Origin of the sequence: Algoriella sp. (assembly GCF_036647415.1) — a bacterium.
Classification (GTDB): Bacteria; Bacteroidota; Bacteroidia; order Flavobacteriales; family Weeksellaceae; genus Empedobacter.
Genome location: NZ_JAVXKG010000028.1, coordinates 1 through 24,802, shown reverse-complemented (window position 1 = coordinate 24,802; position 24,802 = coordinate 1). Strand labels below are relative to the sequence as shown.

Sequence of the window (24,802 nt, the reverse complement as noted above, 5' to 3'; positions counted from 1 at the left end):
TTACTTAGAATTATTTTTTAATAAATTTAATCGATTCGTTTGATGAATCTGTACTAACTTTAATTATATAAATTCCTTTATTTAAGAAATTAAAATCAATTTTGTTATTCATTAATTTATCTGATTTCCATACTTTTTGACCAGCTAAATTATAAACCTCAACAGAGTTTATTTTTCCTTTTACATGAATTGTCATTTCATCATCTACAGGATTTGGAGAAATAGTTATAACCTCTTTGATTTTATCATTTTCAGTTGTGCTTAATTTAGGCATTTTGATTACAAATCCTTTAAGCTCCATTTCATCCCAATTAATTCCTATTCCGCCTATATATTCTCCATTCGGTGAAATTCCCGTTGGTAAAACAAATGTAAAACCTTTTGCATCGTATCCAACTTCCTTTACATAATCGTCAATTTTAACAACACCTCTATCCTTAAACCAAATAAAACCTTCTCCATCTGTATTTGTTGCAAACCAAGGTTTCCAATATCCAACTGCTACATTTCCATCATCAGAAATCCCTACAATAGATGCATTATAGTCCGGATCTTCATGAGCAACCTCTATATACGCTTTAGTTATTACATTATAAATATAGGCTTCTGGCTCATTAAAACCTACAATTGTATTTCCATCTGCAGTAACTGCAAAAGCTTCCCCTACTAAATCTCCAGAACTATTTTTTATATACTCTTGAACTCCATTTTTCCAATACACTCCTTTACGAAAACCATTCAATGCTTCCTGCCAACCAACAATAACAGATCCATCCAAATTTACAGAATTAGCTCTAGCACTTCTTCCAGAAACAGATGAGGCATATTCTTTTATTTCGCCTGTTTTACTCCATGCAATTGGAACTGCTTGCGCCGCGCTCAAAAATTTCATTCCAACTATTGTTTCTCCATTACTAGACATTCCCCAAGAGGACGTATCTTTTCCTCCTAAAAATTTCCATTCACTAGTTGAATTATCATAAACAGCTAGCTCATCATTTCCTGTATCTGGATTAGTCATTGTTCCAGATATTAATTTTCCATCAGAAGAAACTGTTGTATTTCCTGCAATATAATCATCTTCACCTCCAATCTCACCTATTACAGAAGGTCCATCTTCTATTGTCCATTTAAAGTGTACTACACCTCCTGCATTTCCTACAGCTACACCATTATTCGATAGGTCTGTAACTTGTGCCCAAGTACCAACATCATAAACCTGAGCATTTGACTGTGAAGCCATTACCAGTAACAACGCAATAAAGTAATTTTTTTTCATAATTTGTAAAGTGTTAATTCAATACTTTAAAATTAGATTTTTTTTCAATAAATATTAATGAGTAATAAACAACTGCTTGAACTTCCTTAAATACAAAAGTATAACTAATTGACAAAGTGAATGATAACCTAAATAAATTATATAACTAATAAGCTGAATTTCTTTGAATCAATTAACAAAAACAATAAATCAATATATGTAAATAGTAATTTTATAAAAATAAAAAAGCCACTCTAAACGAGTGGCTTTCAATTTATGGTTTGCTAGAATTTTATTATAACTCTAAAGCTTTTTTAGCATCTCCTCCCATTAATACATTTAATGGATCTTCAACTGCTTCTTTAACCGCTACTAAGAAACCAACAGACTCACGTCCGTCAATAACACGGTGGTCATAAGATAATGCGATGTACATCATTGGAGCAATTACAATTTGTCCGTTTTTAACAACTGGACGCTCAACGATATTGTGCATTCCTAAGATACCTGATTGTGGTGGATTAAGAATTGGTGTAGACATCATAGATCCAAATACACCACCGTTAGTGATTGTAAATGTACCTCCTGTCATTTCGTCAACAGAAATTTTACCATCGCGTACTTTAATTGCTAAATCTTTGATAGATTGCTCAACACCACGGAAAGTTAAATTTTCTGCATTACGTACAACTGGTACCATCAAACCTTTTGGTCCTGATACAGCTACAGAAACATCAGCAAAATCATATTTCACTTGGTAATCTCCATCAATCATAGAGTTTACATCTGGATATAATTCTAATGCACGTGTAACTGCTTTTGTAAAGAAAGACATAAATCCTAGACCAACACCATGTTTAGCTTTAAATTCGTCTTTGTATTGATTACGTAAAGCAAAAATTCCTGACATATCAACTTCGTTGAATGTTGTTAACATTGCAGTTTCATTTTTAACAGAAACTAAACGTTGTGCAATTTTACGACGTAATGATGATAATTTTTTCTCTGATTGAGCACGGTTTCCTGTAACAGGAACTGTTCCCATAGATGGTGTAAAACGTACTGCATCTTCTTGCGTAATACGTCCGTCACGTCCTGATCCATTTACTTGAGAAGCATCAATACCTTTTTCATCTAAAACTTTTTTAGCAGCAGGAGATGGAGTACCTGTAGCATAAGTAGCGGCTGGTGCAGCTTTTGGTGCTTCTTCTTTTTTAGGCTCTTCTTTTACTTCAGCTTTTGGTGCCTCAGCAGCAGCTCCACCTTCTGGTTTTGCAGCTGATGTATCAATAAGACAAACAACTTGTCCTACTTCAACAACATCACCTTCTTCAGCTTTTAAAGTAATAATACCACTTTCTTCAGCTGGTAATTCTAATGTAGCTTTATCTGAGTCAACTTCAGCAATAGCTTGATCTTTTTCTACGTAATCACCATCTTTAACTAACCACGTAGCAATCTCTACTTCTGTGATTGATTCCCCTGGTGATGGGACTTTCATTTCTAACATATCTATTAGCTTTATTTTTTTATTTAAATACTTTATTAATCACCTCTTCAAAAATAGCAGCCCAACGTTTACTAGAACCTGGTGCTGTTGCAGCACTTTCTGCTGGAGAAACTACGTCGAATGGATATTTTCTTAATTTACGTAAGATATATGTCCAAGCTCCCATATTTTCTGGCTCTTCTTGTGCCCAAACTAATTCTGCATTTCCATATTGAGAGATAATTGTATCAACTTTTTCTTCGTTTAAAGGATACAATTGTTCTAAACGAACAATAGCAGTTTCTTTATCACCTAATTCTTGACGTTTTTTGTCTAATTCGTAATAAATTTTTCCTGAACAGAATACTACTTTTTTCACTTTTTTCGCATCTACAGTTACATCGTCAATAATCTCTTGGAATGATCCGTTAGAGAAATCTTCTAATTTTGAAACTGCTGCTGGATGACGTAATAAAGATTTTGGAGACATTACAATTAATGGCTTACGATAATCTGTTACAACTTGTCTTCTTAATGCGTGGAAAAAGTTTGCAGGAGTTGTAATGTTAGCAACAAACATATTGTTACCAGCACACATTTGTAAGAAACGCTCTAATCTAGCTGATGAGTGTTCTGCTCCTTGCCCTTCGTATCCGTGAGGCAATAACATTACTAAACCGTTTTGTAATTTCCATTTATCTTCTGCTGCAGAAATATATTGGTCGATTACAATTTGAGCACCATTTACGAAATCTCCAAATTGAGCTTCCCAAATTGTTAATGCTTTTGGATTTGCCATTGCATACCCGTAATCAAAACCTAAAACTGCATATTCAGATAATAATGAATTGTAAATTCTTAATTTACCTTGGTTATCATCAATATGGTTTAATAAAATAATTTCTTCTTCTGTATCTTCAGTTTTAACAACTGCATGACGGTGAGAAAAAGTACCACGTTCTACATCTTCTCCAGATAAACGCACGTTACGTCCATCTGTTAAAATAGATCCGTATGCTAAAGCTTCTCCTAATCCCCAGTCGATTTTATCATCTTCAATCATTTTTCCACGTCCTTCAATCAAACGTGAAACTTTCTTGATTAATTTTTTACCTTCTGGTACAGTAGATACTGCTTTTGCAATTTCTTTTAATTTTTCTGCTGGATAAGCTGTATTTGCTGTTGCATTAACAGTTTCTTCTGTTGCAATTGTAAATCCTTCCCACTCTTCTGGCATAAAAGGAAAAATATGGTTGCGTTCAATTTCTTTAGAAGCTTCAAAATTAACTTCTAATAAAGCTTTAAACTCAGCCTCTTTTTGTTTTACAATTTCTTCTCCAATAACACCTTCTTTTAATAATTTTTCCTTGTAAATTTCACGAGGATTTGGGTGCTTAGCAATTAAATTATATAATTTTGGTTGTGTAAATTTTGGTTCATCACCTTCGTTATGACCATATTTACGGTATCCTAATAAATCAATAAAAACATCTGAACCGAATTGTGCGCGGTAATCTGCGGCAAAACGGAAAGCGTGTACTACTGCTTCTACATCGTCAGAATTAACGTGCATTACAGGAGATAAAGTTACTTTAGCAACATCTGTACAATAAGTAGATGTACGTGCGTCTAAATAATTTGTTGTAAAACCAATTTGGTTATTTACAACAACGTGTACAGTACCACCAATTGTATATCCATCTAATCCTGCCATTTGCACAACTTCGTATACAATACCTTGTCCAGCTACAGCAGCATCACCATGAATTAAAATCGGAATAATTTTAGAATAATCTTCCTTATAATCTTCTTCAGCCTTCGCACGTGCAATACCTCCTACTACTGCATCTACAGTTTCTAAGTGAGATGGATTTGGTGCTAAATTGATTAAGATATCTTTTCCGTTTGTTGCTTTGATTTGGTTTGATGATCCCATGTGGTATTTCACATCACCAGCCATCAAATCGTCGTCAAAAGCTTTTCCTTCAAACTCAGAAAAAATTTGAGAGTATGATTTTCCAAAAATGTTAGCTAACACATTAAGACGACCACGGTGTGCCATTCCTACGATAACTTCTTCTACTCCATGCTCAGCAGACTTGTTGATTAACGTGTCTAATGCAGGAATTAAAGATTCGTTTCCTTCAACAGAAAAACGTTTTTGTCCTACATACTTTGTGTGCATAAAGTTTTCGAAAGCTGTTGCTTCGTTTAACTTTTCTAAAACTCTTTCTTTCTCCTCTTTCGATAATTTTGGTTGATTCAAATTTTGGTTTAACCAATTCTGAATCCAATTAATTCTCTGAGGCTCTCTTACATACATATACTCGATTCCGATAGATTCGCAGTACATATTCTCTAAGTGGCCAATGATTTCACGCAATGTGATTGGACCTCCAATACCTAAAATTTCTCCAGCGTTGAAAGTCAAACTCAAATCAGCATCTGTCAAACCGAAGTTCTTGATGTCTAATGTTGGTTCAAAAGTTCTACGAGCTCTAACTGGGTTAGTCTTTGTAAACAAATGTCCACGTGTACGGTAAGCATCAATCAAATTGATTACTTTAAATTCTTTCTGTACATTTTCGGGAATTTGAGATACTACAGTTGGGTTAACTACTGCTTGTACTGTTTGACTAGCTCTGTTTGGAACTGCTTGTTGCGCTGGTGCAAATAATGGTTCTCCATCATATGTTGCATTTGCAAAGTCATATCCTTGGAAAAAAGCTTTCCAACTTGGTTCAATACTGTCCGGATATTGGACATATTGATCATATAAGTCGCCTATGAACTCTAAATGAGCGGCATTTAAAAACGAAAAACGATCCATAAATTTTACTCTTTACGAGATTTTAGCTACAAAATTAAACTATTTAGCCCTTTAAAAAAAATTACTTTTATCATATTTATCATATCGAGCCATAAAAAAATATTATAATCAAATAATTATTACATTTGATATAAATCTAAGAAAAAATTTACATTTAGATGATAAATTTTCTAACAAAAAAAATAAATAAACGCTGGATTGGTTTCACTATTATTTTTACCATTTTTGTCGTAACTGTATGGTCGAGTAATAAGATTGTACAAGAATTAAAACGTGAAGAACATAAACGAGTAGAAAATTACGCAAAATCTTTAGAATTAATCAGTTCTTCAGAATTTTTAGACTCAAGAACACAAGATTTTCTTTTTAAATTAATTGAAGACAACAAAACAATTCCTGTTGCTTTGATTGATGATAAAGGCAATATTTCGGATACCAAAAATATTGATGAAACGATAACAAATAATGAAGCGCAGCTAAAAAAATATGTTTTAGCGATGAAGCGAGACGACCAAACTATTGAGGTTGATTTACCTGAAGGTAAAAATTATGTTTATTTTAAAAATTCAAAATTACTAAATCAACTACAATATTATCCTTTAATTATTATCTTGTTAATTCTGTTATTTTTTGGATTTGCATATTGGTATTTTAAAACTATTCGTGACACCGAAAAAAGTTATTTATGGGCTGGTATGGCAAAAGAAACAGCGCATCAAATTGGCACACCACTCTCGTCTTTAATGGGTTGGGTTGAATTATTGAAATTAGAGGATATTGACCAAATGTCTGTCATAGAAATTGAAAAAGATGTTGATCGTTTGAAACATATTGCTGATCGTTTTTCTAAGATAGGTTCTACTTCGGAATTGAAAAAAAATGATTTGATTGCGACAACCAAACAAACCGTCAACTATATTTCGCAACGAATTTCGAAGAAAACTGAAGTTAATTTTACCACAGATGTTGATGAATATTTGATTAATCTTAATGAATCATTATACAGTTGGGTGATAGAAAATCTGATGAAAAATGCCGCAGATGCTATGCAGAATAAAGGTGTTTTGGATATTTCGATTTATACAAAAGGAAAGTTTGTCGAAATTCTAATTTCAGATACTGGCTCTGGAATTCCAACAAAATTACAACGCAAAATTTTTGAACCTGGTTTTACAACAAAAAAACGAGGTTGGGGATTGGGATTATCACTTGCAAAGCGTATTATAGAAGAATATCACAAAGGAAAAATATTTGTTGCAAAATCATCCAAAGAAACGGGAACTCAGTTTAAGATTTTGTTGAAGAAGTAGAAATTTTCCCTTTACTAATTAAAAATATTGAAAAAGACATTATAACAGAATAACTTATCGGGAATAAAAGTTGATTAATATTACTAGATACAAAAGATTTTTCCAATAAATAAAAAGTTGTAAAAACTCCAAAAATAGAAAATATACATAGATATATCTTTATCTCTAACATTTTTAAATTTCTTTTACTCAAATAGCGATATAAATATCCAAAAATAACTATTGTTGGAATTGAAAAAAATAATCCTAAAACTACAAAAAGCCAATAAATATCAAATGCATCAAAAATTTCTTTTTTATCTTTTCTTAATATTATAACCCATAATAAAAAAAGAAAAAGTGGAGTAAATAAAATCGTTGAAAACCACACTTTTAATATATAAAATTCTTTTTTGAACATACTTTTTAAATTTCTTATTCTAAATTATAAAAAAAACCTCAAACAATAAAGTTTGAGGTTGAATACTATATAAGGTATACTTTTCTTAAAATCCTAAAATCATTTTTGCAATCGAAAAATAAATTAATAAACCAAAAATATCATTGCTTGTCGTAATAAATGGACCAGTTGCAATCGCAGGATCTACACCGTATTTATTCAACATAATTGGAATAAATGTCCCAATTAAACTTGCTAATATCATTACAATAACCAATGCCAAAACAATGGTAGATGATATTTCGTAACTTGTACTCATCAAAAAATGTGTGGCAATTAACAGTATTCCTGCTAAAAGTGTACTGTTAGATAAGGCTAATAACATTTCTTTACCTAATCTTTTCCAAATAGAACCCGTAATATTATTATTTGCCAATCCTTGTACTATAATCGCGGAAGATTGTACACCAACATTTCCTGCCATAGCGGCTACAAGTGGCGTAAAAAAGAATAATTGAGGATATAAATTCATCGCATTACTAAAACTTTGCGAAATATTAACTGCCACAAAACTACCCACCAACGCCAATAAAAGCCATGGTAAACGGGCTTTTGTTAATTTCCAAATACTATCGTCAGAATCTACATTTTGCGTAATACCGGCTGCTAATTGGTAATCTTCTTCTGCATCTTCACGTATTACATCAATCACATCATCTACCGTAATTACTCCAACCAAACGCATTAATTCATCTACAACAGGAACTTCGTACAAGTCATATTTCTCTATCACTTTTGCAACTTCCAAATCACTTGCATAGGTTTTTACATATTGAATTCTATCATTGTAAACATCTACAACTTTTGTATTAGCAGAAGTCGTCAATAATCGTTTCAAACTTAATGTTCCTATCAATTTATCAGCCTCATCAACAACATAAATAGAGAAAACTTCTTCTAAATCTTCTGCCTGTTTACGCATTTGTTTAACCGCTGTAATTACCGACCAATCTTTGTTGACTTTGATAAGCTCTTTTCCCATCAATCCACCAGCAGTATTTTTATCGTAGCGTAAAAGATCTACAATTTCTTTGGCATGTTCTTGATCTTCTAACTCTGCAATTACGGCATCTTTTCTTTCGTCCGAAAGTTCATTAATTACGTCTACCGCATCATCGGTATCCATTTCATTAATTACATCATCGGCAATCTCTTTTGCTGTAAGCGTTTTTAAGAATTTACGGCGGTCATCTTCTTCTAATTCAAGAAGAATATCGGCAGAAATTTCATTATCGAGTAAATCAATTACAAAAGATTGTTCTTTGGTCGAGAGTTCATCAAACAATTCGGCAATATCGGCAGGATGCAAATCATGCAACATTTCCTTAACCTCTTTTGCATTTTGTTTATTAATTCTTTCATTTAATAACTCAATAAAATCTTTTGTAATTTTCACCTCCATAGTCTATTGCATTCTTTTTGTTAATTCAATAAAATCTTCGACAGATAATTGTTCTGCGCGCAAACTCATAAATTCGTGGTCTTGTAAATCTTCTGGTATTCCCATTGCTTTTAAAGAATTACGAAGCGTTTTTCTTCTTTGCCCAAAACCAGCTTTTACAACCTGAAAAAATTTTGATTTGTTAACACCTTCTATCTCTGTTCTGTAACGACGCATCAAAATTACACCAGATTTTACACGTGGTGGCGGTGTAAATACATGTTCTGGAACTGTAAATAAATAATCGCAATGATAATATGCTTGTGTTAATACAGAAAGAATTCCGTAATCTTTTGTTCCTTTTTTAGACGCAATACGTTCAGCAACTTCTTTCTGAAACATACCACATAATTCTGGTACCATTTCACGATCTTCTAATGCTTTGAATACTATTTGCGATGATATATTATACGGGAAATTTCCTAAAATAGCAACTTGTTCATCAAATTTTGATTTAAAATCCATTTTTAAGAAATCTTCTGAGTGTATTTTAAATCCAGGATAAAATGGTTGATAATTCTCTTTCAAATATTCTACCGACTCTGTATCAATCTCTACAACTTCAATATTTTTCTTCGCTTGTAAAATATATTTTGTCAACACACCCATTCCTGGTCCAATCTCCAATACACGATCATACCCTTGCCAAGTTAATCCTTCGGCAATGTCGCGTGCAATATTTTCATCATTCAAAAAATGCTGACCTAAATGTTTTTTAGCTTTTACTTTCAAATCTTATAAATTTTAAGTTTTCTTTAACCAACTATTCGCAGAATATATACCTTAATATATGTCTTACGAAATAAGTTTTTTTTATCTTAGCCCCAAAATTAACCCAAATGTCAAAAACGAACGATAAATTTGAGAAAAAAAGACTGCGCTCTTCTAACATTACTGTTGTTATAAGTATTTCGCTTGTTTTATTTCTATTAGGTATTTTCGGCTTAATTGTCATTAATGCACAAAGTTACGCAGAACATCTAAAAAGAGAATTAAAAATTGAAGCTTATTTTAAAGATGTTGAAGATCCAAAATTAAAAGATAAAGAGCTTGATTTGCAAAAATCTTATATCGATTCGTTAAAAGTAAAATACCCTTTTGTAGAAGCTACACAATACGTTAGCAAAGAGGATGCAGCTAAAATTGCGAAAAAAGATTTGGGAACAGATGGTAGCGATTTCTTTGAAGAAAGTATTTTTCCTGCTTCTGTACAAATAACGTTGAATCCTAATTTGATTCAATCTGTAGAACAAATTGATTCTATAAACAAGGTTTTGGCAAAAAATCCGATTGTTGATGAAGTAAAAAGTGACAAAGAAGCAATGGTTACAATTTATCACAGCATCAATAAAATTACTTTTTGGATTATGATTTTCGCTATTATTTTCTTGGTAATAGTTGTTGTATTAATCAATAACTCGATTAGACTTAAAATTTATGCAAAACGTTTTAGCATAAAAACAATGCAATTAGTTGGTGCAAGAAGACGTTTTATTGTAAAACCATTCTTAATAGAAAGTGCTATTTTAGGATTCTTTGCAGCTTTAACGGCTATTATAGGATTAGGGATTTTATGGTATTTATTGGCAACAAAAGTTGGCTTAGTATTATGGAATCCGAGCTACACAATATTAATTCTTGTTTTAATAGGAATTGGTGTTATTATTGCCGTATTCAGTACATTGTTTGCTGCTTGGCGTTATTTAAGATTAAAAACTGATCAACTTTATTAATGAAAACAAATTCTATCGATACAACAAAAAAATCAGCGTCTACTAAAGACGCTGGTTTTACTTTTTTATTCGGAAAAAGAAATTACATCTTTATGGCAATCGGTGTTGCACTAATTGGTCTTGGATTTTTATTGATGACAGGACATGATGCAAACACACGACCGGACGGAACTTGGGATGCAAATTATTGGAATGACGAAATTTATTCGTTCCGAAGAATTCGTTTAGCTCCATTTTTAGTCGTTTTAGGATTTATCGTAGAGATTTATGCCATTTTAATCAATCCGAATAAAGAAAAATAATGAATACTTTACAAGCAATTATTATTGCAATAGTAGAAGGATTGACAGAATATTTGCCAATTTCTTCTACAGCACACATGGGATTTACTGCAGCTTTGATGGGAATGCCGGAAAGTGAATTTTTAAAAATGTTTCAAGTATCAATACAATTTGGAGCAATTTTATCAATCGTGGTTTTATATTGGAAAAAATTCTTCAACTTCCAGAATTTCGATTTCAAATTTTATATCAAATTAATTTGTGCCGTAATTCCTGCTTTGGTTTTAGGAAAATTATTTGACGATAAAATAGAAGCTGTTTTGGGAAATCAAGTTGCAATTTCTGGAATGTTAGTTTTCGGAGGAATTATTTTATTATTTGTAGATAAATGGTTCAAAAATCCAAAAATTGACGACGAAAAACAAATCACACTAAAACAAGCTATCATCATTGGTTTTTGGCAATGTTTGGCAATGATGCCAGGAACTTCGCGCTCTGCTGCGTCTATTATTGGTGGTATGACACAAGGTTTATCTCGTAAAGCTGCCGCAGAATTTTCGTTCTTTTTGGCGGTTCCTACAATGTTAGCCGTTACAGTTTATTCTGTTTTTGTGAAAACTTGGGGCGAAAATACCTCAGCACCAATGAAAGGTTATGAAATGATTTTACAAGATCAAGAACATATTATGTTATTCGTAATTGGTAATGTTGTTGCATTTATAGTGGCTTTGATTGCTGTAAAAACATTTATTTCTGTGTTAACAAAATACGGATTCAAGTTTTGGGGTTGGTACAGAATTATTATCGGAATTATATTATTGTTCTATTTCTGGAACAATCCTACTCAAGTAGAAAAAGACAACGCAGCTTCTATAGAAACTACAATGATTCAGCACAAATAAAATGAACGTAGAAAAAATACAAGAAGGACACATTTTTTTGATTGATAAACCGTTGGATTGGACATCTTTTGATGTTGTCAATAAAATACGTTGGAATATCAGAAAATCGTATGATTTGAAAAAAATAAAAGTTGGTCACGCAGGAACTTTAGATCCAAAAGCGACTGGACTTTTATTGGTTTGTACAGGAAAATTAACAAAGCGAATTGATGAATTTCAGGCGCAAGAAAAAACCTATACAGGAACAATAAAATTGGGTGTTACAACACCAACTTATGATTTGGAATCGGAAGAAAATGAAACTTTTCCAACAGAACATTTGACGGAAGAAATTATCCAAGAAGCAATAAAACAATTTATCGGAGAAATAGAACAATTTCCACCGATGCATTCTGCTATAAAAGTTGATGGAAAACGTCTATACGAATTGGCTCGAGATGGAAAAGAAATAGAAAGAAAAGCGCGTAAAATTACCATTCACGATTTTAAAATAACTAAAATAGATTTACCTTTTATCGACTTTGAAGTAAATTGTAGCAAAGGAACTTACATTCGTTCTTTGGCATACGATTTTGGAAAAGCGGTAAATTCTGGCGGATATTTAACAGCTTTGAGAAGAACAAAAATTGGCGATTTTGATGTAATCAATTCAGAAAATTTAGCTTTAGAAAAAAGTTATTTTGAAGAAATAATTTCTTAAATAAAGTGATTAAATCGAATTAACTTTATTTTAAGAAATAAACAAAATCTATTTTATATTTTTGTTAAAATTAATTTTTTATATCGTTATACTACCTTAGAAACCTTACTTATCTAGCATACCTTCTTCCTATTATAACTTTATAGATTCTTTATTTTTAATTATTAAAAACTATTATAAATAAAAATTATGGGTTACAAGTACCAAAGATTAGACAAAGACAACGCAGTTGTTTTATTAGTAGATCACCAAGCAGGATTATCTTCTTTAGTAAGAGATATCGATCCTGACAAATTCAAAAACAACACTTTAGCTTTAGCAGCTTTAGCTAAATATTTTAATTTACCTACAATCTTAACAACATCTTTCGAAGATGGACCTAACGGACCACTTTGGACAGAAATTAAAGATATGCATCCAGATGCTCCTTATATTGCACGTCCTGGTCAAGTTAATGCTTGGGATAATGAAGATTTTGTAAACGCGGTAAAAGCAACTGGTAAAAAACAAATTATTATTGCAGGTATTGTAACTGAAGTTTGTGTAGAGTTTCCTACGTTATCAGCTTTAGAAGAAGGTTTCGAAGTTTTTGTAGTTTCTGACGCTTCTGGTACTTTCAATCAAATTACAAGAGAAGCAGCTTGGAATAGAATGTCACAAGCTGGTGCTAACATGATGAGCTGGTTTAACACAGCGTGTGAGTTACAACGTGATTGGAGAAATGATGTAGAAGGTTTAGGAGGCTTATTTTCTAAATATATACCAGATTACAACAACTTAATGAATAGTTATTTTACATTAAAAGGTAAAAACTAATAAACTTTTAACTCAGATAATTATAAAAATTGTCTGAGTTTTTTTTTTATTACAAACAATTCAGACAATTTAGTTTGTAAATAATTTTAACATTATTTTCTAAAAAATTAAATTTATTTATAACTAATTTTATAATCACGACTTACACTAAATCTAGAAAATATTAGAAATGAAAATATTTGACAAATACAATTTAAAAAATATAGAACTAGCAAACAGAATTGCCATGGCTCCCATGACAAGAAGTAGAGCTGTAAACCCAGAAGGTAAAGCTGAAGATATTATGGCTACTTACTACGGGCAAAGAGCAAGCGCTGGTTTACTTATTACAGAAGGAGTTTTTATTAACGAAATGGCTGTAGGTTACATTAATGTACCCAGAATACAAACACAAGAGCAAACAGACTCTTGGAAGCCAGTAGCTAATGAAGTTCATACGAAGGACGGTAAAATTTTTATGCAAATATGGCATGTTGGTGCCTCATCTCACCCTTCTATTTTAGGAGGAAAATTACCATTATCACCATCAGGAGTTAATCCAAATATCAAAGTGTATGCAGATGGTGGTTTTGTAGATACTGTAGCTCCTAAAGAAATGTCTTTAGAGGAAATATACAGCACGATAAAAGATTTTGGTATTGGTGCAAAAAATGCAATAGATGCTGGTATGGATGGTGTAGAAATACATGCTGCAAATGGTTATTTGGTTAATCAATTTTTCCAAAAAAATACCAATACAAGAATTGACGAATACGGAGGAAATATAGAAAATAGATCTCGATTTTTATTTGATATTTTAGACGAAATTCAAAAACATATTCCAATCGAAAAAGTAGGTGTACGCTTCTCTCCTATTGTAGATGGTTTTGGAGTAAAATATGATGACGAAACAGATGATTTGTACCGTTACATTACTCAAAAAATTAATAAACAATATAATGTAGCGTATTTACATTATAATGGTATTGTAGACCCGAGCATAAAAACACCTCATGAAAAAGTAATAAATATTGCTAAATGCATGAGAGAAGATTATAACGGAACAATTATAATCAACACTGGTTTAACTAAAGAAGTTGCTAGTGAAATTCTAGACAAAGGTTATGCTGATATTTTTGCATTTGGTGTACCATTTATAGCAAACCCTACATTTGTAGAAAAACTAGAAAAAGACATTCCTTTAACACAACCTAACCCAGATTATTTCTATACTGGCGGTGCGGAAGGATATATTACTTACGAATAATCTTAATCTTATTATATTATGTCAAGCTACCCAATTAGAGATCAAAAAAATGATCATCTTTTAACACCAGAAAACTCAACATTAATCATTATTGATTATCAACCAGTGCAAGTAAATTCTATTGCTTCAATGGATAGACAATTGTTAGTAAACAACATTTCTGGAACTACTAGAGCCGCACAAGTTTTTAATGTGCCTATTGTTTTATCAACGGTAAACGTAAAAACAGGTAATAACAAAGAAACTGTTCCTCAATTAAGAAAGTATTTAGAAGGAGTTGCTTCTTATGACAGAACGTCTATCAATGCTTGGGAGGATAAAGAATTTGTAGAAGCTGTAAAAGCTACAGGTCGAAAAAAACTTGTTTTCACTGCATTATGGACAGAAGCTTGTCTTACTTTTCCTGTTTTAGATGCAATAAAAGAAGGTTTTGAAGTTTACATCGTTGCAGATGCAGTTGGTGGAACTTCTAAAGAAGCACACGATGCAGCAATTCGTCGTATGGAACAAGCTGGTGCACATTCTATCAGTACAGTTCAGTGGTTTTGTGAATTACAAAGAGATTGGGCAAGAGGAGAAACAGTTCCTCAGTTTATGGATTTATTTATTCAAACAGGTGGTACTGCTGGTATCCAATTTGGATACGATAGAGACTAATCATTATTCAAAAAAACTAATAAAAAAGTATAGAAATTTTCGTGATTTCTATACTTTATCTTTATAATATGGCAACAAAAAAAGTAGAAAAAATAGTTTCACCAGCTCCTCCACATTTTGTTGGAGATGGTTTTAGGGTTCATAATTTTATTCCTGGACAAGGTTTATCTATGGACAGAATGGATCCTTTTATTATGTTAGATTATAATTCTAAATATGTATTTCCTCCATCTAAAATACCAAAAGGTGTTGGCGTTCATCCGCATAAAGGTTTTGAAACTGTAACAATTGCCTATAAAGGACGCGTAGAGCATGGTGACAGCAGCGGTGGCGGTGGAATTATTGGAGAAGGCGACGTACAATGGATGTCTGCTGCATCTGGAGTTTTACACAAAGAATTTCATGAAACTGAATGGAGTAAAACTGGTGGAGAATTCCAAATGATACAATTATGGGTAAATTTACCTGCGAAAGACAAAAAATTACCAGCAAAATATCAAGCCATTACAAATGAATCTATTAATCGTTTTCAATTAGAAGATGGTTTAGGCGAAATAGAAATTATTGCTGGTGAATACAATGGTATAAAAGGTGCAGCTTCTACATTTACACCAATTAATATGTATAATCTGAAAGCTAAAAAAGGTTCTAAAACAGACTATAGTTTTCCCGCAAATTACAATTCTTTCTTATTGGTTTTAGAAGGTCAAGTAAAGATTAATGATGAAGAAATTGTAAATACAGATCATTTTGCATTATTTGAAAATAATGGAGAATCTTTTACAGTAGAAGTTACAGAAGATGCAGTTGTTTTTATCGTTGGTGGAGAGCCTATTGGTGAACCTATTGCACATTATGGTCCATTTGTTATGAACACAAAAGAAGAATTAATGGAAGCTTTTGATGATTTTAACAGGGGAAAATTTGGAACATTAAAATAACCAAAAATAAACTTACTCATGAAACCTGAATTTGAAAATATTCCGTTAATAAAGAATGATGCACAAAGTAGATTTCAAATAACTGTAGATGGATACACAGCATTTATTCTCTTCCAAGAAAGAGATAAAGACATTAGTTTGATACACACAGAAAGCCCTGAAGAAATTGGTGGTCGTGGAGTTGCAACAGCTCTTATAGAAAAAACACTTATTTATTTGGAGCAACACAATTACATTTTAGCACCACTTTGTCCGTTAGTTTATGCATATATAAAGCGTCATCCAGAATGGAAAAGAATTGTAAGAGAAGATTTCAAAGATAAATTCTAAATTATATAATTATGGCTTTTAAAGTTAAAGAATCTAAAAATGAAGTAGACGTTAATGCATCATTAGGATCAGAAAAATATATTACGACAATAACTTCTAATGGAAAACAAATAATTGGTGACGAACCAGAACATTTAGGAGGTAAAAATACTGGATTTAATCCTTACGAATTTCTTGGTTCTGCCCTATCTATGTGTACTGCTGCAACATTACGCGTTTATGCCGAAAGAAAAGAAATTGACTTAGGTGAAATAAATGTATCTGTTAATTTATCTAATAATACGATAGATAAAGTGGCGACTTTTACAAAACATATCTCATTTGGAAATAAAGATTTAGATGAAAAAGATATCAAAAGATTACAAGTAATAGCAGAGTCTTGTCCCGTAAATAGACTTCTTACGAATCAAATTATTGTGAATACGAATATTGATTTGTAATCGTATATAACTCATAAAAAAAACGACTTCTTTAAATTAATAAGAAGTCGTTTTTTTATAAATTAATCAAAATTTCATTGATTTTTTCACTTACTTGTTTTGGTTTTTGCATCACCATAATATGTGTTCCTCCTTCTATTTGTATGGCGTTTTTAATATTCGTAATTGGAAAAACAATATCTTTTGTTCCGTGAATATGCGTCAAATTATCTTCTTTATATTGTAAAGAATGATCCCAATTCATAATTTTATGAATAGACCAACGTAAGTATTCAGCATCTTTAAAATCAAAAATATCATCAATACTATCTTTCTCACGATCTGTGTAATACAATTTTCGCATCATCATATACGAAAACGTTCTATCTGAGGTTAAAAAACTCATCGGAATCATTTTATGCGCATTTATTTGAGATGAGAATCGAAAAAGTTTCGGAATTTCTTCACGATTTTTTACTGTAGAAATTAAAATTGTATGCTTCGGATTGATAAAACGATTCATTTCCTGCACAATTATTCCACCAAAAGATAATCCCATCAGAAGAAAATCTTCTGTGGGATTAATATTTTCGAGCATACGTTCTGTGTAATGCGCAAGTGTTTCGTTTTTTTCTGGTTGTAACCAAGGAATATATACTTGCTCAAAACCATCTGCCAAGCGTAGATTTCTGAAAGCATTCGCATTTGCGCCTAATCCACTAACTTGATAAATTTTCATAGTTTATAAAATATCTTTCTTTTTCGAATAATCTGTTGGTCGAACACCAATTACTTTCTGAAAAGTATTACTAAACGTCGGTAAACTATTGTATCCTACCATATTTGATATTTCGCTTATAGAATAACTTCCGTCAATCAATAATTGTAAAGCGCGTAACATTCTCAAAATTGTAAAATATTGTACGAATGTCATTGCCAAATCTTTTTGAAATAATCGTGATAAAGATCGTTCAGAAAAACCAAATTCGGCTGTAATTTTCTTCATCGTAATCGAACTATCCATGTTATCGTCTAAGAATTGGACAATTTTTTTCAGGCGTTCGTCGTGAGGCAAAGGTAAAGCTAATCGTAGACTTGTTTTGCTAACTTTAGGTAAAATTTCTTTAAAAGCTTGTGCAATAATGTATTCACTTCTATTTTCTGGAGAAATATCTCCTTTCCACTGGTTAGAGAATAATAATAACTCTAACAGTAGTCCATCTGTCGGATAAATACCTACCTTTTTGTAAAAAGCGTGATCTCCTTCATTAATAGGAAAATACAAATTCCGCATAATTACCTCTGGTGTATTTGGATGTATACTATGTTCTGTATGTGGAGGTATCCACATATAATGTCTGGCAGGTAAATAATATGTGTCTTTTCCTATTTTTACATAGACAATTCCTCCTTCGCAATACAAAAACTGTGCTTTGTTGTGCTTATGCTCAACCACGTATGCTTCCGAGATTTCTTTGTGATAACAAAAGATAGATGTTGGTATTTTGTCAATCTCTGTCAAATAATATCGTGTATCGAATTTATTATCCAAGTGTATATTCATAGTTTCTTTAATCTGCGAACTAATATAATAATTAATTTGATATAATGTATAATGTACACAAATAAATCTGTCTATATTAAATAAATATTTGGCTTTTTTTAATATTAACAATTTATAATTTTTTGCAAAATTTGTATTTCCTTCTGTTAAGAAGGAATAATTATTGAAAAGTATTAGAAAATAAGTTGCATTATGTTGGAAAGAATAAAATTAACTGCCTTACAATCAAAAGTAATGACAGCAGATGAGTCAGCCAAATTTTTTGAAGATGGAATGACTGTCGGGTCAAGTGGTTTTACAAGAGGAGGTGATACAAAAGTTGTATTAAAAGCTGTTGCGGAGCGTGCCAAATCTGAGAATTTAAAAATCACTTTAGTTACAGGTGCATCATTAGGTCACGGTACAGATGCTGCATTGGTAGAAAGCGGAGCGTTGAAAAAACGTTTACCATTCCAAGTTGACACAGTAATGCGTAAAAGTATTAATGCAGGTAATGTATTATTTATAGATCAACACTTAGGCGAAACTGCTGAACATATATTAGATGGACAATTCAAAATAAATTTAGGTGTTTTAGAAGTTACGGAAATATTAGAAGACGGTTCTTTAGTTCCTACAACTTCTATCGGGAATAATGCAGAAATAGCTGCAAATGCAGATAAATTAATTATCGAGATTAATACATCTATCCCAACTAACATCAAAGGTATTCACGATATTTATAGTGTCGAAGAATATGGTAAACGTACACCAATCAACATCACAACTTGTGATACAAAAGTTGGTACTGAAACATTAAAAGTTGATCCATCAAAAATTGTTGCGATTGTTTTCCATGATATTCAAGATGCTCCAGGAGATATACAACCAGCAGATGATGCAACTGCAGCAATTGCAAAAAACATTGTTATTTTTTTCGAAAAAGAAGTTGAAGAAGGTCGTCTTACCAAATCATTAATGCCATTACAATGTGGTATTGGTAAAGTTGCAAATGCAGTTTTAGGAGGATTAGAGCATTCTGATTTCGAAGATCTAGTCATGTATTCTGAAGTTTTACAAGATTCTACATTTGATTTGATTGATTCTGGTAAAATGAAATTTGCATCTGCTTCATCTATGACAGTTTCTCAAGAATGTTATGATCGTGTAATTGGAAATATTGATAACTATAAAGATAAAATTGTTTTACGTCCACAATCTATTTCAAACTCAGCAGAAGTTATTCGTCGTTTAGGAATTATCGGAATCAATACATCTTTAGAGTGTGATATTTATGGTAATGTAAACTCTACACACGTTTCCGGTACACATATGATGAATGGTATCGGAGGTTCTGGAGATTTTGCACGTAACGCCTATATCTCAATTTTTGTTACAGCATCTACTGCAAAAGGTGGAAATATTTCTTCTATCGTTCCTATGGTTTCTCATACAGATCATACAGAACATGATGTTGATATTATTGTGACTGACGAAGGTTTAGCAGATTTGAGAGGTTTAGCACCACGCGAAAGAGCTATCGAAATCATCAACAACTGTGTTCATCCAGATTATAAAGCCGAATTATTATCTTATTTCGAAAGAGCTTGCGCAGAAAGAGGTGGTCAAACACCACATATCTTAGAAGAAGCGTTTTCTTGGCACACAAGATTAAAACAAACAGGTTCTATGAAAAAAGAAGATTTATTAGTTTTGAATCATTAGAATAATAAAACTATATTTTTTTTAAAAAGCATAATTCGATTTTTCGGATTATGCTTTTGTTGTGAAATAGCGTAACTTTGCTATAAGTCTATAAAACATGAAAAAAATACTATTCTTAACACTTATATCTACAACTTTCTTTGCATGTCAAAGCAACAAAGAAGAAAATCAAAATTTAGAACAAATTGATAAAAAAGCTGCGCGCGAAGTAGTTTTAACAACCAAAACAGTTGGCGATTCTGTACTACACATTACCAAACAAAAAATTTGGGCAAATGATTTGATGATTGCAGAAAAAGTGGATACACTAATTACGCACAAACAATATACACCAAACGACTCTATAAAAATGCCTATTTACGTAACTATTCAATAAATTCATGATGAACAAAAGACAAAAAAGAGCAAGTAAAGTTGTAACCTTGGTACTGATTTCATCGGTTTTGAGTTCATGTACAAATCGTGAAGAAGCACCAGTTACCAATAACGCACAAAAAGTCTATATGCGTGCAGATTCTACTGCGCCATACACAGACGTAACCTCCAATTATTCTTCACAAACAGGTGGTTCACATCATGGTGGAATGGGAAGTTCATTGCTTTGGTTTATGGCTTTTCGTAGCTTAACTGGTGGCGGAATGGGCTATGCAAGTCAAGGTTTGCACCAACAATCTAATATTGGTACAAATACGGCAAAAGCAAATGCATACAAAAGTCAAACAATTCGTGGAGGTTTTGGTAAATCAAACGAATCACAATCAGCATCTTCTTAATTCTAAATTATGCAATTAAAACAATTACAAAAAGATACTAATTGGCAAGAAAGGTTAGAAAATATTGGTTTCGGATATCATACCGACGAAAATAAACAAACCTATTGGGTAGAAGATTATTATTATTCGATTACAGAAAAAGAAGCCGACCAAGTTTTTGAAGCGACGAATGAATTATGGGAAATGTGCCTAAAAGCGGTAGAACATGTTATTCAGAATAATCGTTTGGACGAATTTAAAATTCCAAAATTTATTCAACCATATCTTATTGATACGTGGGAAAATGATGCGCCAAGTATTTATGGTCGATTTGATTTTTCTTTCGGAAACGGACAAATAAAATTATTAGAGTTTAATGCTGATACACCAACTTCTTTATTTGAATGTGGCGTTGTACAATGGCTTTGGATGGAAAATTATTTTGGCGAAACAAAAGATCAATTCAATTCTGTTCATGATAAATTAATTGAAACATGGAAAATGTTAAAACCTTATCTTAAAGGCCAAACCTTACATTTTTCTTGTGTGAGAGAATCTTTGGAAGATTTGACGAATATCGAATATATAAGAGATTGTGCGATACAAGCCGGAATTAACACCAAATTAATTTATGTCGACGAAATTGGTTGGAACAATGTCAATTTTGTGGATTTAGAAGAAGAACCAATTACAGATATTTTCAAGCTTTATCCGTGGGAATGGATGATGAACGAATTGTTTGCTTACAACATCAAAAATGATGAAATAAATGCAAATTGGATAGAACCAGCTTGGAAAATGATTTTAGCTAACAAAGCAATTTTAGCTATTTTGTGGGAATTGTACCCAAATCATCCTTTATTATTGGAAACTTATTTAGATTCTCCAAAAGAGATGAAAAATTATGTAAAAAAACCATTATTATCACGTGAAGGCGCAAATGTTGAAGTTGTAAAAAACGGAGAAATTAGCGAAAAAACTTCGGGCGAATATGGCGAAGAAGGTTTTGTTTATCAAGCTTTAGCAGATTTACATCACGAAAAATCGGGTTATTCTATTATCGGAAGTTGGATTATTGGACAAGAAGCTTGTGGAATTACTTTCCGCGAAAGTGACCAATTTATTACAACCGACAAAAGCCGTTTTGTTCCGCATATTATTGAGTAAAAATTAAAATTATGAATAATAATTCTGAAAAATTAGCGAAAAAACTTCGAGAAATTGACCGAAAGCAGAAATCTATTATTTTTACTGAATACTTATTAAAAATAATGGATAAATCGGATTTTGAAATTCTTGATTTTAATTTTTCAGATAGTTTTATTGAAAATTCTGAACAATATCCAGAAAATAAATATGAACGAGATTTATTTAAACAAATAAATTTAGAACATAAGTTCGAAGTACAAAATTCAATCAAAAATTTTACAGAAAAAATTGAACAAAACTTTGCATTTATTTACAGCTATAATTACAATTTTGGTTTAATAAAACTATCAAGTGACAATATTATAAATAACTGGGAAAATTTATTAAATTTTGATGGAGATGAAATAATTATTTATAATCCTAAAAATGGCAATTTTATTATGATTGAATTGACTGAAGGATTTATGATTAATCATTTAGAAAAAAAAATAATTCAATTTTATGAATTAACTTTTTCAGAAAAATAATTTCATTCAAAAAACCAAAAAGTCTAATTCCACTTCGAATTAGACTTTTTTAGTTGAAACAAAATCAAATAATTAACCAATAAATTACACATTATTCAAAAAAAGATTTGTTTTCGATGATTTTTTCCATAAATTATAGAAAGATTTAGTTAAACCGTTATTTTTATTTAAATAATTAATTTATAATTCATTAAAAAGAAATAATTGTTAAAACGATAATCAAAACCAACTCAAAATAAACCAAAAAAGTAGAAATATGGACTTTTTAGATGATTTATTAAATTCCTCAACACTTCCAACAGAACGAATCTCAAAAATGTTGGACGAGGATTTATTTTGGCAAATTGTTGAAAATTCTTTGTTTGATGCAGATAATTTAAATGATCAAGAAAAATATCTTTCTAAAGAATTAGAAAATTTAGTTGCAGAAGATATTATTGGTTTTCAACTGCGATTAGAGTATTATTTGTTCGCTTTACATTCGCCCGAAGTTTGGGCTGCGGCTTGTATTATGAATGATGATACGGATGTTCATCATTTCTTCTACTTCAAAAGTTGGGTTATTTCACAAGGGCAAGAATTATTTGAAAAGACGATTTTACATCCAGATAATTTAGCCGAATATTTTGATGAAGGTTTTAATGATGATGATTTATATGAGTTCGAAAATTTTAACATGATTGCAGATAATGTTTTTTATGAAAAATTTGAACATCGAATTATCGATTTTATTGACAAAAACTTTTTTCAGTATCTAACACAAAATTTTCCAAAACCCGAATTTGATTGGGATGACGAAAATTTAGCAAGTCTACAAGCTATTTGTCCTAATCTATTTCAGATTTTTGTCGAAGATTATTCTCCCGAAGACGATGATTTTGATGATGATGATTTTGATGACGATGATGAGTTTTAGAAATAATGAAATTTAACACCCAATTTATTCCCTCAGAAGAAGATAGTAATACACGGAAAATTGCAACATTAATTTCTATTGTTCTCTATTTATTTACTTTATTATTAGGTTATAGTCCTATTAATTATTTTTTAATTTCTGGACTTGTTATTATTCAACTTTATTTTTTAATTACAAGAAGTCAAGAATCGTATGAATTTAGAAATAATCAGCTTATCTATACTTTTTTATTTTATAAAAAAACGATAGATTTCACAAGTTTTAGTCTAAAAAATGGTGAATATAAAGATTCATATAAAAGAAAATCTAACGGACAATTAATCGAATTATACAACCAGGACAAGATTGTTTGCTCTATAAAAGATGTACATAATAAATATGTATTTGATGAAATTTTATCTTATCTAGAAACAAATTATCCTGAAATAAAAAAGAATGAAGACTTTAAAATAAGTTATTTAGAAAAATCTGTAAATGTTATAATGTTGCTGATTTCTTTTTTTTTACTCGTATTTACTATATCGCTATATATAGAAAATTATCATTCTAATAAAATTCAAAACTATGATACGATTAAAGGTCATTTAGCTTATCAGCCAGAAATAGACTTTAGTGGGAAAAAGAAGAATAGAAAAGAATATTTAATTTTTAAATTAAAGGAATATCCTCAGATAAAATTCAACTTACAATATGAAAAATTTATTAAAATTAATGGATATGAATTTGTAAAAACTAATCATCAAAATAATGTGATTGAATTCGAAATTTTTAAAGAAGATAATGATTACAGTATCAAGAAATTGGCGCAACCATATTTCTCATCTCACTTCAATAATAAAAAAATAATATCTATACGAGGTTTAAAATATGACAATCAAAATTTGATTAATATAAATCCTCAAGAAAACAATAATGAAAGCTATCTTAATCTTTCTTATTTCTTTATTATAGCAACTGCTATAATTATAATACATTCTTTATATTACTTATCAAAAATTTTAAAATAAAAAAAGGAACTCAAATTTGAGTTCCTTTACTATTTTGATTAGAGTTTATCTTATCCTAAAACTTTTGCAACTGTAGCTCCAATATCAGCTGGCGATGCAACAACGTGGATTCCACATTCTTCCATAATTGCCATTTTAGCTTGTGCTGTATCATCAGCTCCACCTACGATAGCTCCAGCGTGTCCCATTGTTCTACCTTTTGGTGCAGTTTGACCTGCAATAAAACCAACAACTGGTTTAGTTCCGTTTTCTTTAATCCAACGAGCAGCTTCAGCTTCTAATTGTCCACCGATTTCACCGATCATTACGATACATTCAGTTTCTGGATCGTTCATAAATAATTCAACAGCTTCTTTAGTTGTAGTTCCAATAATTGGATCTCCACCAATAC

Annotated in this window: 26 protein-coding genes and 1 pseudogene; 18 read left to right on the top strand and 9 right to left on the bottom strand. The window is 31.2% G+C overall.

Annotated elements, in window-relative coordinates; genetic code table 11:
• Positions 1 to 10: 10 nt before the first annotated feature.
• The 3 genes from RSC72_RS11780 to RSC72_RS11770 all read right to left on the bottom strand — a co-directional run bounded on the left by RSC72_RS11780 (position 11) and on the right by RSC72_RS11770 (position 5,577).
• Entirely contained in the window at positions 11 to 1,279 is a 1,269-nt protein-coding gene (locus RSC72_RS11780; protein WP_332544303.1) for a T9SS type A sorting domain-containing protein, read from the bottom strand.
• Positions 1,280 to 1,553: 274 nt separating this feature from the next.
• Positions 1,554 to 2,759, bottom strand: a complete 1,206-nt coding sequence (gene odhB, locus RSC72_RS11775) for a 2-oxoglutarate dehydrogenase complex dihydrolipoyllysine-residue succinyltransferase (RefSeq protein WP_332544302.1) — start codon at positions 2,757 to 2,759, stop codon at positions 1,554 to 1,556.
• A gap of 28 nt (positions 2,760 to 2,787) precedes the next feature.
• Complete coding sequence (locus tag RSC72_RS11770; protein ID WP_332544301.1) at positions 2,788 to 5,577, bottom strand: 2-oxoglutarate dehydrogenase E1 component; 2,790 nt, start codon at positions 5,575 to 5,577, stop codon at positions 2,788 to 2,790.
• A gap of 158 nt (positions 5,578 to 5,735) precedes the next feature.
• Between RSC72_RS11770 and RSC72_RS11765 the strand changes: the two genes are divergently transcribed.
• Positions 5,736 to 6,887 (top strand): sensor histidine kinase, encoded by a 1,152-nt coding sequence (locus RSC72_RS11765; RefSeq protein WP_332544300.1) that lies wholly within the window; start codon positions 5,736 to 5,738, stop codon positions 6,885 to 6,887.
• Here RSC72_RS11765 and RSC72_RS11760 read toward each other — a convergent pair.
• The 3 genes from RSC72_RS11760 to rsmA all read right to left on the bottom strand — a co-directional run bounded on the left by RSC72_RS11760 (position 6,865) and on the right by rsmA (position 9,499).
• The gene (locus tag RSC72_RS11760; protein WP_332565901.1) at positions 6,865 to 7,287 is read right to left on the bottom strand and encodes a hypothetical protein; all 423 of its coding nucleotides are present in this window, start codon (positions 7,285 to 7,287) and stop codon (positions 6,865 to 6,867) included. The genes RSC72_RS11765 and RSC72_RS11760 overlap by 23 nt on opposite strands.
• A gap of 85 nt (positions 7,288 to 7,372) precedes the next feature.
• Positions 7,373 to 8,728: a magnesium transporter gene (gene mgtE / locus RSC72_RS11755; RefSeq protein ID WP_332544299.1), complete on the bottom strand. Its 1,356-nt coding sequence runs from the start codon at positions 8,726 to 8,728 to the stop codon at positions 7,373 to 7,375.
• 3 nt (positions 8,729 to 8,731) lie between these two features.
• Positions 8,732 to 9,499, bottom strand: coding sequence for a 16S rRNA (adenine(1518)-N(6)/adenine(1519)-N(6))-dimethyltransferase RsmA (gene rsmA / locus RSC72_RS11750; protein WP_332544298.1), 768 nt, complete (start codon positions 9,497 to 9,499; stop codon positions 8,732 to 8,734).
• Between the two features lie 107 nt (positions 9,500 to 9,606).
• Here rsmA and RSC72_RS11745 point away from each other — a divergent pair, with 107 nt between their 5' ends.
• The 10 genes from RSC72_RS11745 to RSC72_RS11700 all read left to right on the top strand — a co-directional run bounded on the left by RSC72_RS11745 (position 9,607) and on the right by RSC72_RS11700 (position 16,813).
• Positions 9,607 to 10,500 (top strand): cell division protein FtsX, encoded by an 894-nt coding sequence (locus RSC72_RS11745; RefSeq protein ID WP_332544297.1) that lies wholly within the window; start codon positions 9,607 to 9,609, stop codon positions 10,498 to 10,500.
• Positions 10,500 to 10,802 carry a DUF3098 domain-containing protein gene (locus tag RSC72_RS11740; RefSeq protein WP_332544296.1) on the top strand — a complete coding sequence of 101 codons (303 nt, stop codon included), beginning with the start codon at positions 10,500 to 10,502 and terminating at the stop codon, positions 10,800 to 10,802. Before RSC72_RS11745 ends, RSC72_RS11740 begins: the two co-directional genes overlap by 1 nt.
• Positions 10,802 to 11,683 (top strand): undecaprenyl-diphosphate phosphatase, encoded by an 882-nt coding sequence (locus tag RSC72_RS11735; RefSeq protein ID WP_332544295.1) that lies wholly within the window; start codon positions 10,802 to 10,804, stop codon positions 11,681 to 11,683. The genes RSC72_RS11740 and RSC72_RS11735 overlap by 1 nt, the downstream gene beginning before the upstream one ends.
• 1 nt (position 11,684) lies before the next feature.
• A complete protein-coding gene (gene truB / locus RSC72_RS11730; protein ID WP_332544294.1) occupies positions 11,685 to 12,383 on the top strand; it encodes a tRNA pseudouridine(55) synthase TruB in 699 nt (232 codons plus the stop codon).
• 189 nt (positions 12,384 to 12,572) lie between these two features.
• A complete protein-coding gene (ycaC, locus tag RSC72_RS11725; protein WP_332544293.1) occupies positions 12,573 to 13,199 on the top strand; it encodes an isochorismate family cysteine hydrolase YcaC in 627 nt (208 codons plus the stop codon).
• 169 nt (positions 13,200 to 13,368) lie between these two features.
• Positions 13,369 to 14,445, top strand: a complete 1,077-nt coding sequence (locus RSC72_RS11720; RefSeq protein ID WP_332544292.1) for an alkene reductase — start codon at positions 13,369 to 13,371, stop codon at positions 14,443 to 14,445.
• 18 nt (positions 14,446 to 14,463) lie between these two features.
• On the top strand, positions 14,464 to 15,102 hold the full coding sequence (locus tag RSC72_RS11715) for a hydrolase (protein WP_332544291.1): 639 nt from the start codon (positions 14,464 to 14,466) through the stop codon (positions 15,100 to 15,102).
• Between the two features lie 68 nt (positions 15,103 to 15,170).
• Positions 15,171 to 16,043 carry a pirin family protein gene (locus RSC72_RS11710; RefSeq protein WP_332544290.1) on the top strand — a complete coding sequence of 291 codons (873 nt, stop codon included), beginning with the start codon at positions 15,171 to 15,173 and terminating at the stop codon, positions 16,041 to 16,043.
• Positions 16,044 to 16,061: 18 nt separating this feature from the next.
• Complete coding sequence (locus RSC72_RS11705; protein WP_332544289.1) at positions 16,062 to 16,373, top strand: GNAT family N-acetyltransferase; 312 nt, start codon at positions 16,062 to 16,064, stop codon at positions 16,371 to 16,373.
• Between the two features lie 11 nt (positions 16,374 to 16,384).
• Positions 16,385 to 16,813 carry an OsmC family protein gene (locus RSC72_RS11700; RefSeq protein WP_332544288.1) on the top strand — a complete coding sequence of 143 codons (429 nt, stop codon included), beginning with the start codon at positions 16,385 to 16,387 and terminating at the stop codon, positions 16,811 to 16,813.
• Positions 16,814 to 16,868: 55 nt separating this feature from the next.
• Here the strand turns inward: RSC72_RS11700 and RSC72_RS11695 are convergent, their stop codons facing one another.
• Positions 16,869 to 17,531, bottom strand: coding sequence for an alpha/beta fold hydrolase (locus RSC72_RS11695; RefSeq protein ID WP_332544287.1), 663 nt, complete (start codon positions 17,529 to 17,531; stop codon positions 16,869 to 16,871).
• Between the two features lie 3 nt (positions 17,532 to 17,534).
• Positions 17,535 to 18,356 (bottom strand): AraC family transcriptional regulator, encoded by an 822-nt coding sequence (locus RSC72_RS11690; RefSeq protein ID WP_332544286.1) that lies wholly within the window; start codon positions 18,354 to 18,356, stop codon positions 17,535 to 17,537.
• A 192-nt stretch (positions 18,357 to 18,548) separates the two neighbouring features.
• Here RSC72_RS11690 and RSC72_RS11685 point away from each other — a divergent pair, with 192 nt between their 5' ends.
• The 7 genes from RSC72_RS11685 to RSC72_RS11655 all read left to right on the top strand — a co-directional run bounded on the left by RSC72_RS11685 (position 18,549) and on the right by RSC72_RS11655 (position 24,411).
• Positions 18,549 to 20,060, top strand: coding sequence for a succinate CoA transferase (locus RSC72_RS11685; RefSeq protein WP_332544285.1), 1,512 nt, complete (start codon positions 18,549 to 18,551; stop codon positions 20,058 to 20,060).
• Positions 20,061 to 20,157: 97 nt separating this feature from the next.
• Complete coding sequence (locus tag RSC72_RS11680) at positions 20,158 to 20,436, top strand: hypothetical protein (protein WP_332544284.1); 279 nt, start codon at positions 20,158 to 20,160, stop codon at positions 20,434 to 20,436.
• Between the two features lie 7 nt (positions 20,437 to 20,443).
• Positions 20,444 to 20,833 carry a hypothetical protein gene (locus tag RSC72_RS11675; RefSeq protein ID WP_332566298.1) on the top strand — a complete coding sequence of 130 codons (390 nt, stop codon included), beginning with the start codon at positions 20,444 to 20,446 and terminating at the stop codon, positions 20,831 to 20,833.
• Positions 20,834 to 20,842: 9 nt separating this feature from the next.
• Positions 20,843 to 21,979: a glutathionylspermidine synthase family protein gene (locus tag RSC72_RS11670; protein ID WP_332578517.1), complete on the top strand. Its 1,137-nt coding sequence runs from the start codon at positions 20,843 to 20,845 to the stop codon at positions 21,977 to 21,979.
• Positions 21,980 to 21,990: 11 nt separating this feature from the next.
• Positions 21,991 to 22,488, top strand: a complete 498-nt coding sequence (locus RSC72_RS11665; protein WP_332544281.1) for a hypothetical protein — start codon at positions 21,991 to 21,993, stop codon at positions 22,486 to 22,488.
• A gap of 256 nt (positions 22,489 to 22,744) precedes the next feature.
• A complete protein-coding gene (locus RSC72_RS11660) occupies positions 22,745 to 23,404 on the top strand; it encodes a DUF4240 domain-containing protein (protein WP_332544280.1) in 660 nt (219 codons plus the stop codon).
• A gap of 5 nt (positions 23,405 to 23,409) precedes the next feature.
• Positions 23,410 to 24,411 carry a hypothetical protein gene (locus RSC72_RS11655; protein ID WP_332544279.1) on the top strand — a complete coding sequence of 334 codons (1,002 nt, stop codon included), beginning with the start codon at positions 23,410 to 23,412 and terminating at the stop codon, positions 24,409 to 24,411.
• A 50-nt stretch (positions 24,412 to 24,461) separates the two neighbouring features.
• On the opposite strand, the pseudogene RSC72_RS11650 reads toward RSC72_RS11655, so the two are convergent.
• Positions 24,462 to 24,802, bottom strand: a pseudogene (locus RSC72_RS11650) (succinate--CoA ligase subunit alpha); the annotation flags it as partial.